17 protein-coding genes are annotated in these 15,034 nt (G+C 52.0%); 2 read left to right on the top strand and 15 right to left on the bottom strand.

Annotation, left to right across the window (positions count from 1 at the left end):
- Nucleotides 1-8: 8 nt before the first annotated feature.
- Entirely contained in the window at nucleotides 9-443 is a 435-nt protein-coding gene (locus HMPREF9473_RS10555; RefSeq protein WP_006780095.1) for a hypothetical protein, read from the bottom strand.
- Between the two features lie 274 nt (nucleotides 444-717).
- Nucleotides 718-1,188 (bottom strand): methylglyoxal synthase, encoded by a 471-nt coding sequence (locus HMPREF9473_RS10550; RefSeq protein WP_006780094.1) that lies wholly within the window; start codon nucleotides 1,186-1,188, stop codon nucleotides 718-720.
- Nucleotides 1,189-1,394: 206 nt separating this feature from the next.
- Here HMPREF9473_RS10550 and HMPREF9473_RS10545 point away from each other — a divergent pair, with 206 nt between their 5' ends.
- Nucleotides 1,395-2,294, top strand: coding sequence for an AraC family transcriptional regulator (locus HMPREF9473_RS10545; RefSeq protein ID WP_006780093.1), 900 nt, complete (start codon nucleotides 1,395-1,397; stop codon nucleotides 2,292-2,294).
- 198 nt (nucleotides 2,295-2,492) lie between these two features.
- Here the strand turns inward: HMPREF9473_RS10545 and HMPREF9473_RS10540 are convergent, their stop codons facing one another.
- From HMPREF9473_RS10540 to HMPREF9473_RS10480, 13 genes are all read right to left on the bottom strand, one after another.
- Complete coding sequence (locus HMPREF9473_RS10540) at nucleotides 2,493-3,140, bottom strand: GntR family transcriptional regulator (RefSeq protein WP_434059278.1); 648 nt, start codon at nucleotides 3,138-3,140, stop codon at nucleotides 2,493-2,495.
- Nucleotides 3,141-3,249: 109 nt separating this feature from the next.
- Nucleotides 3,250-4,053, bottom strand: coding sequence for a gluconate 5-dehydrogenase (locus HMPREF9473_RS10535; protein WP_006780091.1), 804 nt, complete (start codon nucleotides 4,051-4,053; stop codon nucleotides 3,250-3,252).
- 235 nt (nucleotides 4,054-4,288) lie between these two features.
- Complete coding sequence (locus HMPREF9473_RS10530) at nucleotides 4,289-4,951, bottom strand: GDSL-type esterase/lipase family protein (RefSeq protein ID WP_006780090.1); 663 nt, start codon at nucleotides 4,949-4,951, stop codon at nucleotides 4,289-4,291.
- A 26-nt stretch (nucleotides 4,952-4,977) separates the two neighbouring features.
- The gene (locus HMPREF9473_RS10525; protein WP_006780089.1) at nucleotides 4,978-5,700 is read right to left on the bottom strand and encodes an amino acid ABC transporter ATP-binding protein; all 723 of its coding nucleotides are present in this window, start codon (nucleotides 5,698-5,700) and stop codon (nucleotides 4,978-4,980) included.
- A complete protein-coding gene (locus HMPREF9473_RS10520; protein WP_006780088.1) occupies nucleotides 5,693-6,373 on the bottom strand; it encodes an amino acid ABC transporter permease in 681 nt (226 codons plus the stop codon). Before HMPREF9473_RS10520 ends, HMPREF9473_RS10525 begins: the two co-directional genes overlap by 8 nt.
- 19 nt (nucleotides 6,374-6,392) lie before the next feature.
- Complete coding sequence (locus tag HMPREF9473_RS10515; protein WP_034858271.1) at nucleotides 6,393-7,166, bottom strand: basic amino acid ABC transporter substrate-binding protein; 774 nt, start codon at nucleotides 7,164-7,166, stop codon at nucleotides 6,393-6,395.
- Nucleotides 7,167-7,324: 158 nt separating this feature from the next.
- Nucleotides 7,325-7,756 carry a secondary thiamine-phosphate synthase enzyme YjbQ gene (locus HMPREF9473_RS10510; protein WP_006780086.1) on the bottom strand — a complete coding sequence of 144 codons (432 nt, stop codon included), beginning with the start codon at nucleotides 7,754-7,756 and terminating at the stop codon, nucleotides 7,325-7,327.
- Nucleotides 7,750-8,610 (bottom strand): amidohydrolase family protein, encoded by an 861-nt coding sequence (locus HMPREF9473_RS10505; protein WP_006780085.1) that lies wholly within the window; start codon nucleotides 8,608-8,610, stop codon nucleotides 7,750-7,752. The genes HMPREF9473_RS10510 and HMPREF9473_RS10505 overlap by 7 nt, the downstream gene beginning before the upstream one ends.
- An 18-nt stretch (nucleotides 8,611-8,628) precedes the next feature.
- Nucleotides 8,629-9,438 (bottom strand): fructoselysine 6-kinase, encoded by an 810-nt coding sequence (frlD, locus tag HMPREF9473_RS10500; RefSeq protein WP_006780084.1) that lies wholly within the window; start codon nucleotides 9,436-9,438, stop codon nucleotides 8,629-8,631.
- 74 nt (nucleotides 9,439-9,512) lie between these two features.
- On the bottom strand, nucleotides 9,513-10,370 hold the full coding sequence (locus HMPREF9473_RS10495) for a PfkB family carbohydrate kinase (protein ID WP_006780083.1): 858 nt from the start codon (nucleotides 10,368-10,370) through the stop codon (nucleotides 9,513-9,515).
- Between the two features lie 27 nt (nucleotides 10,371-10,397).
- Entirely contained in the window at nucleotides 10,398-11,384 is a 987-nt protein-coding gene (locus HMPREF9473_RS10490) for an SIS domain-containing protein (RefSeq protein ID WP_242830797.1), read from the bottom strand.
- A 76-nt stretch (nucleotides 11,385-11,460) separates the two neighbouring features.
- Nucleotides 11,461-12,876, bottom strand: coding sequence for a YfcC family protein (locus tag HMPREF9473_RS10485; protein WP_006780081.1), 1,416 nt, complete (start codon nucleotides 12,874-12,876; stop codon nucleotides 11,461-11,463).
- An 18-nt stretch (nucleotides 12,877-12,894) separates the two neighbouring features.
- Nucleotides 12,895-14,448 (bottom strand): amidohydrolase, encoded by a 1,554-nt coding sequence (locus HMPREF9473_RS10480; protein ID WP_006780080.1) that lies wholly within the window; start codon nucleotides 14,446-14,448, stop codon nucleotides 12,895-12,897.
- A gap of 228 nt (nucleotides 14,449-14,676) precedes the next feature.
- Here HMPREF9473_RS10480 and HMPREF9473_RS10475 point away from each other — a divergent pair.
- On the top strand, nucleotides 14,677-15,034 hold a 358-nt coding region (locus HMPREF9473_RS10475; protein ID WP_006780079.1), incomplete at its 3' end, for a GntR family transcriptional regulator.

Raw genomic sequence — 15,034 nt, 5'->3', positions numbered from 1 at the left:
AGCGTTTCTTACTTTCCTCTCCTATCCACCAACATCTCCGCCTTCATCGAGCACCGTCTCCTGCTCCGGTACTGTTTTCCAATCAATGCCCAGAACAGAAGCAGTTCCACCACCAGCGCAATTCCAATCACCCAGTTTGAAACGCCGGGGAGGAGGAGGCTTAGGTTTCTGGTCAGCATGGTGCATTCGGTGAGGGCCAGGAGGAAGAACAGGCTTCCATAGACGGTTATCCGTCTCTCCGCTCGAATCATTCTGTCGCGGCAGATGATAAGTTCGGGGAGGAGCTGTTCTTTTTCCAGGGCGGTTACCTCCGCGCTGCACTGGGAGAGCATCTCCCTGGTCTCCTCGTCGAAATATTCTTCCAGCTTTCCGGACAGATTTCTTACGCCCTCTTTTACCCCGTCTCTTATTATGACTGCGATATCCTTCACCCTCTTAAGCATCGTGCAGTTCCTCCACGTTCATCTTCTATCGTACTTACATCATACACCAAAAATCGACAAATGAAAAGTTCATAATTCCGTTACCATTTTCATAATCCTTTTAGAATCTAGTCAAACTTATGACACATCTCTATTATATAATAAACTTATAAACATAGTTCGGACTACAAAAGAGGGGTCAGAGCCTCTGTAAATATGTTTTCCCTAAGCCGGTGGTATTGATGAAACTCAGTATTGCCGGCTCAACCTAATTTATGGGGAACTGTTTCCAATCCTACATATTCTCCGCCCGCTCCTTGATGCTCTTGCGGAAATTAATCACATCGTGTTCATACTCCTCCTCCATAAACATCGACGTAATCATAAAGTCTGCCGTGGCCTTGTTGATGGCCATGGGGATGTCGTACACCTGGGCGATTCTCATCAGGGCCTTCACATCCGGGTCGTGGGGCTGGGCGGTCAGCGGGTCTGAGAAGAACACCACGAAGTCGATGACGCCCTCCACAATCTTTGCGCCAATCTGCTGGTCGCCTCCAAGAGGGCCGCTGTTGTAGCCTTTTACAGTCAGGCCGGTCTTGTCCGTGATCATCCGGGCCGTGGTGCCTGTCCCGTACAGATTGTGCTGTTTTAAAACTCCGTAATGCTCCTGGCACCACTCAATCAGCTTCGGCTTCTCATTGTCGTGGGCAATCAGGGCAATATCCTTTTTCTTTCCGATGGTAAATGTTATATAATCATTGCTCATAGTTACAACCTCCTCTCCATGTTCTTCCCCTAAAACATACCATATCTTTCCTGCAAACTCAAGTCTTCTCCCCGTAAAACTCCCGTAAAGCCATCCCACGGCCCGCTTCACGGATACCTGCTGCCATCAGATGCATTTACATCACTCACTTTTTATCGTATACTATTCCTATCTATTGTCCTCATCCACACAAGGAGAAACCAATCATGGCATATGTCAGTGTTCCGCTGGATACCAGCGTCTCGATTGAGGAGGTGGTGTCCCTCCACTATTTTGAATATATGAGCAACTTCACCTTTCCTGGGGAGATTCATGACTTCTGGGAATTGGTCTGCGTGGATAAGGGGGAGATTGACGTGCGGGCGGATGACAGGATTGTCACGCTGAAGCGGGGCTCCATCATTTTCCACAAGCCCAATGAGTTTCACAATGTGCTGACCAATGGAAAGATTGCCCCCAATCTGATTGTCATCGGCTTCGTCTGCCACTCTCCCTGCATGGAAGCGTTCCGGGACCAGGTGCTGACCATCCAGGAGCGGGAATCCAGCCTGTTGGCCCAGATTATCGCGGAGACGAGAAATGCCTTTGAAGGGCGAATGGACGACCCTTATCAGGAAATGCTGGTGAAACTGCCTGTTCCCGCGGCGTTTGGGGCGGAGCAGCTGATTCGCCACGGTCTGGAGGAGCTGATTATCCAGCTGTACCGGAGGTATTTTGACCATACGGCCCAGGTCCGCCCTTACCGGCAGTCAGAAGCCCAGGTGCCCAACGAGACCTGCCAGCGGGTGATTCACTATATGGAGGAGCATATCAGCGAGCAGCTGACCATCCACCAGATATGCCGGGATAATTTAACCGGCCGCTCCCGGCTCCAGAAGCTGTTTCAGGAGTACTGCGGGCGGGGGATTATCGACTATTTCAACCATATGAAAATCGACGCAGCCAAACAGCTGATTCGCGATAACCAGCTGAATTTCACGGAGATTTCCGACAGGCTGGGGTATGCCTCCGTCCACTATTTTTCCAGGCAGTTTAAAATGCTGACGGGCATGACGCCGTCGGAATATGCCGCGTCCATCCGCTCTCTGTCGGAGAAAAATGTGTGAGATATCCTTTCGATTCACCGGATTCACAGACTGTACAAATTTTCAGACTACATTTGGAATGAATCACACAGCTGGCTTTCAAAAACCAGCTCAAAACAAAAACGGTGACAGAAACTCCCGGCAAAAATTCGCCCGGTTTTCCTGTCACCGTCTCTTTTTCCTGCGCAACATTTCCTGCGCAAAATCTCCTGCACAAAATCACTGCACAAAATAATCCTTACAATCCACTTCAATCGTATGCTTCATCCGGTGCATACTGTAAAAAAGATGTTCCTTCAGGGCCTTCTCAAGCCCCTCCTTGTCCTTCTTTTTTAACAGCTCAAACAGCTGATTATGCTCCTTGATGATTCTGGTAAAATCCGTCTCCGTCACAAAATCCAGCATGCGGAATCTGGTATAATGAAGCTGCTGGGCCTGGACCAGCTCCCAGATTTTCATCTTGTCCGTAGCCGCAAACCAGATGGCGTGCATCTCGGCGTCCAGCCGGTAGAACTGCTCCGGCTCAAATCCCGGCTCCAGAATCAGCGCCCCCTGCTTGCGGATCATGTAGCGGATCTCCTCCATCATCATGGGGGTGGCTATCTCCATGAAATCGCCCATCACCATCAATTCCACCGCAACCCGCATGTATATCATCTGCTTGATGTTGCTTAAATTGAGCAGGGTCACATAGGTGCCCCCATAGGGAATGCTCTCCACGAAGTCCTGTTCCTGGAGGCGTCTTAGAGCATCCCGCACAGGGGTTCTGGACACGCCGAACCGCTCGCATATCTCATTCTCGCTGATGGCCTGCCCCGGCTTCAGTTCCAAGTCCAGAATCTCCCGCTTCAGGGTCTCAAATACCATATCCCCGCGATTCTTATAGGTTTTCTCTTCCACGTTATGACTCCTCCTCTCCTGTTCCGGCGACTGCCCATCAACTCAAACCAGTTTCAACCCGGTTTTATCTCTCCACTTAGGATGGCTGCTTGCCGATGTAAGCCTGGATACCGCCATCTACATACAGAATCTGTCCGTTCACAAAGTCAGAAGCGTCGGAAGCCAGGAATACGGCCGGTCCGCCAAGATCCTCTGCCTCGCCCCAGCGTCCTGCCGGAGTCTTGGAGATAATGAACTGGTCAAACGGATGTCTGGAGCCGTCTGGCTGGGTCTCACGCAGCGGAGCTGTCTGAGGTGTCGCGATGTAGCCAGGCCCGATGCCGTTGCACTGGATGTTGTACTCGCCGTACTCGGATGCAATGTTTCTGGTCAGCATCTTCAAACCGCCCTTGGCTGCCGCATATGCGGAAACAGTCTCGCGGCCGAACTCGGACATCATGGAGCAGATGTTGATAATCTTGCCGTGGCCCTTCTTCATCATGCTGGGAATCACTGCCTTGGAAACGATGAAAGGAGCGTTCAAGTCAACATCGATCACCTGTCTGAAGTCCTTGGCTGCCATCTCGATCATCGGGATACGCTTGATAATGCCCGCATTGTTCACCAGAACATCCACAACGCCAACCTCGGCCTCAATCTTCGCTACCATGGCGTTCACGGCATCCTCGTCCGTCACGTCGCACACATAGCCGTGAGCCTTGATTCCGGCCTCCTCGTAAGCTGCCAGTCCCTTGTCCACCAGCTCCTGCTTGATATCGTTAAACACGATGGTTGCGCCAGCGCCTGCCATTGCCTTCGCAATCGCAAACCCGATACCGTAGGAAGCGCCGGTCACAAGCGCTACTTTACCTGCCAGAGAAAAATTTGTTTTGTTGTCCATGATACATTCTCCTTTTCTTCAATGAAATTTCGTGTGAAATGCCTTCGCTTTTAATTTGTATACAAACTTAATAATTTGTATACAAACTTGCTATGTGTATACATTACCACAGTTATCCAGTTTTTGCAAGTATTATTTTCATAAAAAAGCAGCCGGGGAACCGGCAAATATCCCGCCAGTCTCCAGCTGCTCTCCCTATCTCAATATTTCAAATATGCCAACTATCTCAATTATCTCAACTATCTTTTCTTTCACATGCTCCCAATCCCGGCATCCGTCTCTCAAAGTACCTAAACACCTCCGCCGCCAGTCTCTCATGCCCGGTTTCGGAAAAATGAATCCCGTCGCACCCGATTCCATCCTCTCCCACAACCACTCCCGCATCCAGAAAACCGACGCCATACTGCTTCGCCACCGCCTGGTACTCTCCCGCCAGCATCCCAATCTTCTCCACAGACCGTTCTGAAAATTCCACCCAGTCGTCCTTCCACAGAAGATGGGCCGGCGACAGAATCAGAATCTCCGGCGTCTGCCCTTTTCTCTCGCACGCGCTCTTTAACCGAATCATGATTTCATCCAGCCCGTACCCGATTTCCACCGCATTTACCCCATAACGGTCCTTTACATCGTTGGTTCCAAGCATTATGACAATACCGTCCAGCGGGAACTGGGAAATCAGGCAGGGATAGAGATAGTCAAGGCCGCATACCCCCGGCTCAATCCTGTCATCAAAGGCCGTGGTCCTGCCATTCATTCCCTCTTCTATCACCGTCCAGGAATCCCCCAGCTTCTCCGCCAGTATCCCGGTCCACCGCTCCTGCTCCTCATACCGGCTTCCATCCTCCGGGTTGTATCCCCAGGTATTGGAATCGCCGATACACAATATCCGTCTCTTCATTCCGACCCCCGCCTCACAGTCCTACTCTACAACACCTTACTCAAAAAGCTCCTAGTTCTCTCATTCTGCGGATTCTCGAAAATATCCTTCGGTGTTCCCGACTCCAGGACCACGCCCTCATCCATGAAATAAACCCAGTCGCCTACCTCTCTCGCAAATCCCATCTCGTGGGTCACCACTATCATGGTCATGCCTTCGCTGGCCAGCTGTTTCATGACCTCCAGCACTTCCCCCACCATCTCCGGGTCGAGAGCCGAGGTTGGCTCGTCAAACAGCATGACCTTGGGGGACAGGGTCAGCGCTCTGGCGATGGCCACGCGCTGCTTCTGGCCGCCGGACAATTTGTTTGGATAGCTGTCCGCCTTGTCACCGACGCCGACACGCTCCAGCAGTGTCTTGGCTTTGGCGTTTGCCTCCTCCTCCGTCATCAGCTTCAATTTCAGCGGAGCCAGCGTCAGATTCTCCATAATGGTCAGATGGGGAAACAGGTTGAAATGCTGGAACACCATGCCCACGTTCAGGCGCAGCTTGTCCACGTCGCATTTGGCGTCCATCACGTCCACGCCGTCAATGTTGATTTCCCCGCTGTCCGGCTGCTCTAAGAGGTTCAGGCACCGCAGAAAGGTACTCTTTCCGGAGCCCGACGGCCCGATGACACAGACGCACTCTCCCTTTTTGATCTCCGCATCCACGCCCTTTAACACCTGAAGGCTTCCGAAGGATTTATGTAAATTCCGAACCTTAATCACTTTCTCTCAGCCTCCTCTCGAACTTCGCCAGTCCAATACTCAGAATCTTCGTGATCACGTAGTAAATCACCGCCGCCCCAATCAACGGCAGAAACATCTTATAAGTCCTCGACGTAATGTAATTCGCCGCTTTCGTCAAATCATAAATCGCGATATATCCCAGAATCGACGTCTCTTTAATCAACAGAATAAACTCATTCCCCAGCGCCGGCAGAATATTCTTCACCGCCTGCGGAATGATAATGTAGCGCATGGTAATGCCGTAGGACAGTCCCAGCGAGCGTCCGCCCTCCATCTGTCCCTGGTCCACCGCCATAATCCCGGCCCGGATATTCTCCGCCACATAGGCCGCGCTGTTCATACCGAAACTGATAATCGCCGCCACAATCCCCATCCGGCTGCGGAATACCACAAAATACATAATCAACAGCTGAAGAATGGACGGTGTTCCCCGGATAATATCAATATAGGTATTGGCAATCACCGACAATACCGTCCTCCGGTTCTTCTTCACCGCCGTCATCTTCATAATGGCAAGAATCAGCCCCAGCGCAAGGCCCACGAACACCGACGCCACGCTGACGCCGATGGTCACCTTCAAGCCATCCAGCATGAATTTCCATCTGTTTCCTTCCAGAAACACAAACTTAAAATCTTCTATAAAATCCCCCACCGCTGCCTCCACCTGCTATTTATTTAGAAAAATATTTATCGTAAATGGTATCGTAAGTTCCGTCGTCCCGAAGCTCCTTCAACGCCTTGTTGACCGCCTCCGCCAGCTTCACATCCCCCTTCTTGATGGCAAACACGGAGTCCTCCCCGGTGCCCTCCACCTCGTGGCCCACCAGTGCGCCGTCCCTCTCGGACACGAACCGCTCGGCAATGATGGCGTCGGTGATAACCGCGTCCGCCGCCCCGTTTTCCAGCTCCTGGATGGCCTGGGTCGCATTCTTAAAACGCTTCACCTCGCCGGCTTCCACCGCGCCGTAATCCGCATTTTCCCCGGACGCAATCATGTCGCTCATGGAGCCCTCCAGCACCGCGATGGTCTTGCCCTTCAGTTCGTCAAAGGTCTGGTACTCCGTGCCCGCCGTCGTCACAATGCTCTGGTATCCGGAATAGTACACGTCGGAAAAATCACAGCTCTTCTCCCGCTCCGCGGTGGGCCCGATGGCGGCCGCAATCATTTCCACGTTTCCGGCTTCCATGGAGCCAATCAGGGAATCGAAGGCCATGTCAATCCACTGGATTTCCAGCCCCGCCCTCTCCGCGATGGCGTTCATCAGCTCGATGTCAAATCCCTGCAGCGCCCCATTCTCGTCCAGATACTCGAAGGGCTCATACTCCGCGTTCGTTCCCACTACAATCTTCCCGTCATCCACTCCCGATGCATCCTTCTTCTGTCCGCAGGCAGACAGGGAGAGAACCATGGCCAGAGATAATCCTACGGCCAGTTTCTGTTTCATTTGTTTGTCCTTCCTCACAACTTTGTCCTCCATCTTCACTTTTTTCAGCTTTACATTCAACTGCTTTAATTCGCTAAAGTCTTATGAAACATTATATCATTCTATAATGTTATATACAATCCCTTTTTAGAAGATTTTTCCAAAGATTGCTGAAAATTTTATACATCTCCAAACACTTCCACATAAACCCGTCTCGTCTGGGGACCGTCGAACTCCACCAGGTAGATATCCTGGGCCCCGCCGCAGACTATTTTTCCGTCCACAACCGGGAACACGCAGTGGTTTCCGCAGATCAGACTCTTGATATGGCCTGTGGAGTTGTTGCCGGTGGCGCCGTAGCTTGGGAGGAAATGGGCGTGGGCATAATCGGCTTCCAGCGGCACCATGCGGGTCAGCGTGTCCCCGATATCCGTCTCCACACAGGGAAGCCCCTCATTTACCATGATTCCCGTGGTGGTGTGGGCGGTGACCACCAGCACCAGACCGTTTTTCACCGGGCTGTTTTCTACTATCTTATGTACTTCCTCTGTAATCATATGGAACTGCTCCGGTTTCCGGCTCATCCACTCGATGGTCTGTAAGTCTACCATTCCTCTTCCTCCTCTCCCAGAAAACGCAGGGCATTTTTATAATAGATCCCTTCCCTGGCGTAGTCCCGCATCTCCACCTTTTCCAGCGCCCGGAGTATCTTGAACTGGCGGAATCTCGGTCCGTTGGACGCAAACATAATCTGCCGGTATAACGCCCTATCCGTCCACAGCGGTCCCATATCCACGGTGAACAGGCGTTTTATCGACTCTTCCGGGGAATCCAGATAGAGCACCGAGGTGTCCGTGTAGACGTTTGGATATTTAATCATCAGCATCACCATCTCCCGCACAAACGGCCAGGCAAAATGGGCCAGACACATCCGAAGAGCGGGATACCGCACCGCCACCGCCTCGAATTTCAGGGGATGGGCGTACTCCGTGATGGCATTGGGCTCCCAGCTGAGTCCCGCGTGGAAGATAATCGGTTTGTTGTACTCCAGACACTTCTCGTAGATGGGGTACAGAAATTCCTCGTTGGGATAAAAATGCTGTTTCGCCGGATTCAGCTTCAGTCCCTGTAACCCCAGGGTGCCAAAGGCGTAGTCAAGCGCCTCCAGCGCGTCCGCCCTCCTTGGGTCCACGCTGGCAAAGCCGATGAACCGGTCCGGGTAATCCTTCACCAGCCTGGCCACCTGCTCGTTGGTCACAATGCAGCCGCCCTCCGTGGTGGTTAAATCAAGCGGCAGCAGCGCCGCCCGGTCCACCTTCGCGTAATCCATCTCCGCAAACATTTCCTCATATCCGTAGGGCGACTGTTTGAAGACGCCGAAGGCTTCCTTTCGAAATTCCAGTTCCTGCTCATCCTCGCAGATGGCGTCATAGAATATAGGATGAATATGCATATCAATAATCATATCCTGCTCTCCTTCTCTCTAATAAGGCTCAAATTTTGTGATAACCTGGGCGCTGGTCTTCGCCCCCAGTTCCTGGCAGGCCGGAATGTCCCAGCCCTGCATGATGCCGTAGGTAAATCCGGCGATATAGGAATCCCCGGCCCCCACCGTGTTCACCACCGAAACCGGCACGATGCCGTGACAGTAATACCGGTTTCCATCGTAGCTGATGCTCCCTTTATCCCCCAGGGTCGCCGTCACAATGGCCGGCCCGAAGGACTGTATCCGCTTGATATGCTCCCGGATATACTCGTCGTCCTGCTCGTAGGACAGAAACGCATAGTCCACATGGCGGTAATTCTCGTCCGTGTTGTACTCCTCGTCGTCGCTGAACACGGAGAAGTCCATGACCACCTTGACCCCGGCCTCGTGAAGTTCCTTCAAATCCCCAAGCACATTTCCAAACAAATCGGTGTGCAGATAGTCGAAAGTCTTGATGTACTCCTTATCCTCCTTCGTCAGGGAAAATGATGCCATCACGCCTTCCACCTCCTCCAAATGCACCCGGTCCACGCCGTCTATCAAATCCATCTTCATCTGGCAGGTGTCCCCGTGGGCCTCATGGAGATGGGAAATCTCAATCTGCTCTCTCGTCAGCATTTCCCTCATGGTTTTTCCGTACTCGTCGTCCCCGGTGACGCTGACCACGCTGACGGGAACTCCCATCCGCCGAAGGTGCACGCCCCAGTCCACACCGTTTCCGGTAGGATAACATTTCCCAATCTTCTCATAGACATCCATGCAGGAAAATCCAACCGCCACCGCACGGATTTCTCTCTTCTCGCTCATCCCAAACTCCTCCTTTTTATGCAAACAGGTGCAAAAAAGAAAGTCTCATTTTTGCACCTGCCACGCGAATCTGTCTATTCATATACCTTTCCATAACCAAACGCACCGCTGATTCCACAGATTTTGGCCGCAAATTTTGCCGCCTCCTCCAGAGACTCCCGGATTGCCACCGCGCCTGTCACGCCCTTTTTTAAATGGTCCGTATAGCCAACCATGAAGGAGGTAATCAGGGAATCGCCGGCTCCCATGGTGTCTACGACATTTTCGATGGGAGCTGCTTTCTGCACGTAGAAATCCTTTCCGTCATAGAGGATACAGCCATCGGCTCCCCTGGAGGCCACGGCCAGCTTCGGTCCGTAAGAGACCACTTGTTTTAGATGCTCTCTCGCCTCCTCGTCCGTCCCGTCGAAGGAGCAGAACGCATAGTCCACGCTCGGCGCCACTTCCTGGTAATACTCCTCGGTGGAATCGTCGGAGAAGTCGAAGGACACCGGCACGCCTGCTGCCTTAATCTTTGGAAGCTCCGCCTCCGTGAAGCAGTAGTTTCCGGAGTGGACGAAGTCAAACTGGCGGATATACTCCATGTCAAAGCGGTCCAGCACAAAAGGTGTCTCGCCGCGGATGCCGCCCTCGTTGGAGCCTAAGAACACCCGGTCTCCGTCCACAAGGGTCGCTCTGGCGCAGCCATTTTCCCCTTCCAGCTGTTTGCATTTCACCGTCTCAATGCCGATCTCCTCCAGGGTGTGGATGACATGCTCCGCCTCCGCATCATTTCCAAAGTATCCCATGTAAGCGCTTCTTTCCGCCCCGAACATCTGGGCGTAGACGGCGAAATTTACGCAGTTTCCGCCTGGATACATGGTTTTGATATGTTCATATTTATCGACAACATTGTCGCCAAAGCCTAATACACTGACCTGATATTGAGCCATTTTATGTTCCTCCTTTTCCATCTTTGCTTAATATTCTACAACTCCCATATACCTTCTTAAGTCGGTTGGATGACATCTCTTGTCCTGAAGGGCATTCCGGTACGCAACGCTCATGGCGTAGAAGACCATGGGGTTAAAATACTCCACACAGCTGTCGTCGATGGCTTCCAGGCCCAGCTCGTTGGCGTCGATGATTTCATATTTTTTGCCGTACTGCTGTAAGAAGGTCTCCACTCTTTCGTCCATGACACGGTTTCTTCCCCGGCCTTTTAAGAGGATGTAGAGGTGGTCCTCATCGGTCACCTCGAAGGGGCCGTGGAAATACTCGGCTGAATTTAAGTAGCAGCAGTCAATCCACTGCATTTCCTGTAAGGAGCAGATGGCAAAGCCGTAGGCGGACGCGTAGGAAGCGCCGGAACCCATCACATATAAGAATGGCTCTTTGGCATATTTCTCGGCAAACAGCCAGGTCTTGTTCTGTACCTTCTTCACCGCGGCACGAACGATGCCGTCCGCTTTTTCAAGGCCGGCCACGATAGCGTCATACAGCGGGTAGTCCGGTTCCTGAACCTTCATTAGCTCATTTAAGATGTTTAACACGATGCCCTGTGGTTTGTCTTTTTCATTCACCGTGTCGGCCCAGTCATAGACGATGGGGAACATGGTGTTGTCGTTGCAGGCGGAGTCCGGGTTGTGGGTCATGGTGACAACCGCGGCACCCTTCTCACGGCTTAAATGGGCTGCCTCCACCGTCTCCTTCGTGTTGCCGCCGTGGGAGCAGATGAACACCAGGCTGGTCTTTCCTAAATGGGTCGGAGGGGTCACCACAAACTCCTTGCTGGTAATCCAGTCCGCATGCATGGTCTTTGACTCGGTGCGGACAAAGTAGTATCCCGGATACAAATCCACCAGAGAACCTCCGCAGGCTACAAAGTAAACATCCTCAATTTTTTCTCTTCCTTCCAAAATCTTAGCAACTAATTCTTTCATCATATTTTCCTTTCTTTTTTCCACGGGGCGGATGATGCACGTCCACCCCTGCTTCTTTCATTTTCCCCAATATCCCTATCTGTTCTGCTCTCCCCTGTCTTTATGCAATCGCTGATATTCCACAGAAAATCAGCGCCAGCACCGTAACCAGAATAAAGAATTTCCAGATGGTCTTCCACCACTGTCCAAACGAAATCTTACATACCGCAAGACCTGCAACGGTCATACCTGCGGTCGGGCTTAACATATTGGTCAGCTGGTTGGCGAACTGGAGAACCGTAACGCTGGCCTCCGGATTGACGCCCTGCAAGTCACACAGCGGAGCCATAATCGGCATGGTCAGGGAAGCCAGGGCGGATGACGACGGCACCAGCAGTGTCAGGATGGACTGTACCACGTACATCACCGTAGTAAACGCGGCAGTTCCGATATTGGACAGGCTGCTTGACAGCGTGTTTAAAATGGTGTCGATAATCATGCCGTTCTCGGCGATCACCAGAATACCACGGCAGACACCCACCACCACAGCGGCGAAGGCCAAATCCTTGACACCGATGACAAACTGTTCCGCAATCTCTTTCTCCTTCAGACCTCCCACAACTCCCATCAGAATGCCCATAATCAGGAAGATGGCGGAAATCTCATCCATGTACCAGCCGTATTTCAGAATACCGAATACAATCACGCCCATGCCGACACCGAACACCAGCAGCACCAGCTTATCCTGGAGATTGAATCTGGTATCCTCCTCGTCCATGGCAAACTCTTCTTTCTTCGCCGCGTCATCGTGGAAGGTGATGGAACTCTGCGGGTTCTTGTGTACCTTGGCCGCATAGCGCATCACGAAAATGATAGCGACGGTCATCATGATCAGCCACCAGCCAAAGCGAAGCAGCAGCTGGGGATTTCCCTTGATTCCGGCAACACCCTGGGCAATCAGCACATTAAACGGGTTGGTTGTGGATGCGGCGTAGCCAATCTGCGGCCCTAAGAACACCACCATGAACGTGGTCATGGAGTCGTAGCCCATGGCGAAGAAGATCGGCATCAGCATGATGTAGAAGGGGATGACCTCCTCCGACATCCCGAAGGTGGTTCCGCCGATTCCTAACAGTATCATCATGATTGGAATCAACAGCACTTCTTTTCCCTGAAGCTTCCGGATCACCTTCCGGATGCCCCGGTTCATGGCGTTGGTCTTGGTCAGAATCTGGAAGGTTCCGCCAATCAGCAGGATGAATGCAACCACGTCGGCCGCCGCCTGAATTCCTCTTGTCGGCGCCATCAGAACATCCAGAACGCCCTGGCGCAAATCGCCTCCGTCGGCTATCTTGTCAACCACCTGGTAGGTGCCCGCAATCGCAACCTCCCTCTCTCCGGCCGGTGTGTCAAGCAACTGTCTCTCAAACTGCCCGCTGGGCAGCACCCATGTCAGCACGGCAAAGGCGATAATCAGGATAAACGCCAGCGTATAGACATGCGGTAACTCCAACTTAAACTTTTTCTTTGTCCCCATCTTTCTTTTCCTCCTCGTTTACTTTCTATAAGTAATCCGGCCATTTGTCATTGTCATGGCAACGGTTACGTCCCTCATCTGCTCCATGGAAACCTCAAACACATTTTTGTCCAGGACGGCGATGTCCGCCAGCTTCCCTTCCTCCAGCGTCCCCAGCTTCTCTTCCATTCCCAGGTTGTACGCGCCGCCCCGGGTCCATGCCTTCAGCATTTCCGGGATGGTGATGGTATTTTCCTTATTAAAAGGTTCCCTGCCCTCCGGGAAATATCCTCCGCACCCGTGGTAGATAGCTTCCGGGATATCCGTAATCATCAGCGGCAGATCGGTGGCTCCGGAGAGTACTACGCCGCTGTCCAGCATTTTCCGGCGGTTCCAGTAGTAGCGGCCCCGCTCGTTCCCGATGGTCTTCTCGATGGCCGCCTTCACCTCATCTCCAGGGTCTAAGGACATAATCTGGAAATATATCTCCCCGGTCACTCCCAGGGCTCCCATCTTCTCCAAATCCTTCGGGTTGGAAAATTCCATATCGGTGATGGCGTGACGGTTGATTAATCGACCGTTCTCCTTGCGGCACTTGTCGTACAGTTCCACCACCTTGTGCACCGCTCCATCCCCCTGGGCGTGCAGGGAATAGCGGAATCCATTTTTGTCCACCTCCATGAGTTCCTTCTCAATCAGCGGATAGTCAATCTCCATTCCACAGCAGCTGTCCGTCCCCTCGTAGGGTTCCAGCAGATCGCCTCTGGTGCTTGCCACCGTTCCGTCCGTCATCCGGTTGTAGCCGGAGAAGCGGACGAAATCGCCGGTGAATTTCTCCGTCATCTGTCTGCCGTACTCGATGTTGGCGCCCTCCCCCACGGGCTGGGACATGAAGAAGAAGCGAAGCGTCAGGCTGTCTTTCTCCTCCTGCTCTTTTAAGAAATCCGTGAAGCCGTAGAAATCGTCGAATCCCATCTCCTTGACGGTGGTCACGCCCCGGCTGTTCATCAGTTTCATGTAGTCCTGGAATTCCGGCTCGATGAAGGCCCTGTCATTTAAGTATTCTCTCATGATTTTGTGGTAGGCCTCCGGGTAACACTCCTCCGGGGTAAAGCCGTAGACTTCTCTGGCCTTTTGGTTCATGATGCAGGTCCCCCGGTTAGCCGCAAACAGGATGACCGCCCGCTCCGGGTAATTCTGGTTTAACTTCTCCTCCACCGGACCTGCCTCCAGCTTTTCCGGATTCCAGCCATGGCCGAATAAGGTGCTGTCCGGCTGTCTGTCTAAGGCATAGTTTTGTAATCTCTCCATGCATTCGCTCACCGTGTCAATCTCCGACACATCCATGCCGATGTGGAAAATGGCGTATCCGGTGAAAAAGGTATGTACATCGATGAATCCCGGTGTAATCATCTGTCCCCCGCAGTCTATCACCGTTGTCTTCTCCCCCACCAGAGACTGGTAGTCACTGCCGCGGCCGACTTTGAGAATTCTTTCATCGGCCGTCGCCACATACCCCCGGAATGGCGAGTCTTCCAAACCTGTGAAGATACTGTCTGATGTCAAAATGTAATCAGCGTACAACTTGCACATTTTTTCTTCCTCCGCTCTCTTTTTTTTGCTTATATGTACTATAACATAATATAACATTATATTCAATGGTTATATATCGTTATATTATATTTTCTGCTATTATTACTATTTTCAGCAGCCTGTTTTTGTCTATATTTACTAATTCCTGTTTATTTTTGTATCTTGTTATTTTGCTGTCTCCCATGTATAATAAAGGATAGAGAACTCGAGACATGAAGGAGAAAATACATGAAACTAAACGCAGGCAACGAGATTCCCCTTTACCAGCAGTTGAAAGAAGAAATCAAGGCGGCTATCAAGAACGGAACCTTTCCAAGCGGCACCAAGATTCCCACGGAATCTGAGCTGAGTGAGAAATTCAACGTGAGCCGTATCACGGTAAGACGGGCGGTGCAGGAGCTCTGCCAGGAGGACTATCTTTCGAAGAAGCAGGGCAAGGGAACGTTTGTCAAACATACAAAGGTTAAACGCAAAATCGAACATTTACTGAGCTTTGGGGAGGCATGCAAGGCCAACGGCATGGTGCCCTCCAGACTGGTGACGAAACGGAAGCTGGTGAAGCTCTCCGAGGAGGACGCGCAGGTGA

It is taken from the genome of Hungatella hathewayi WAL-18680 (genome assembly GCF_000235505.1).
Taxonomy (GTDB): Bacteria; Bacillota; Clostridia; order Lachnospirales; family Lachnospiraceae; genus Hungatella_A; species Hungatella_A hathewayi_A.
Note: the sequence above shows the minus strand (reverse complement) of the source record. Positions and strands in the feature narration are given on the sequence as shown.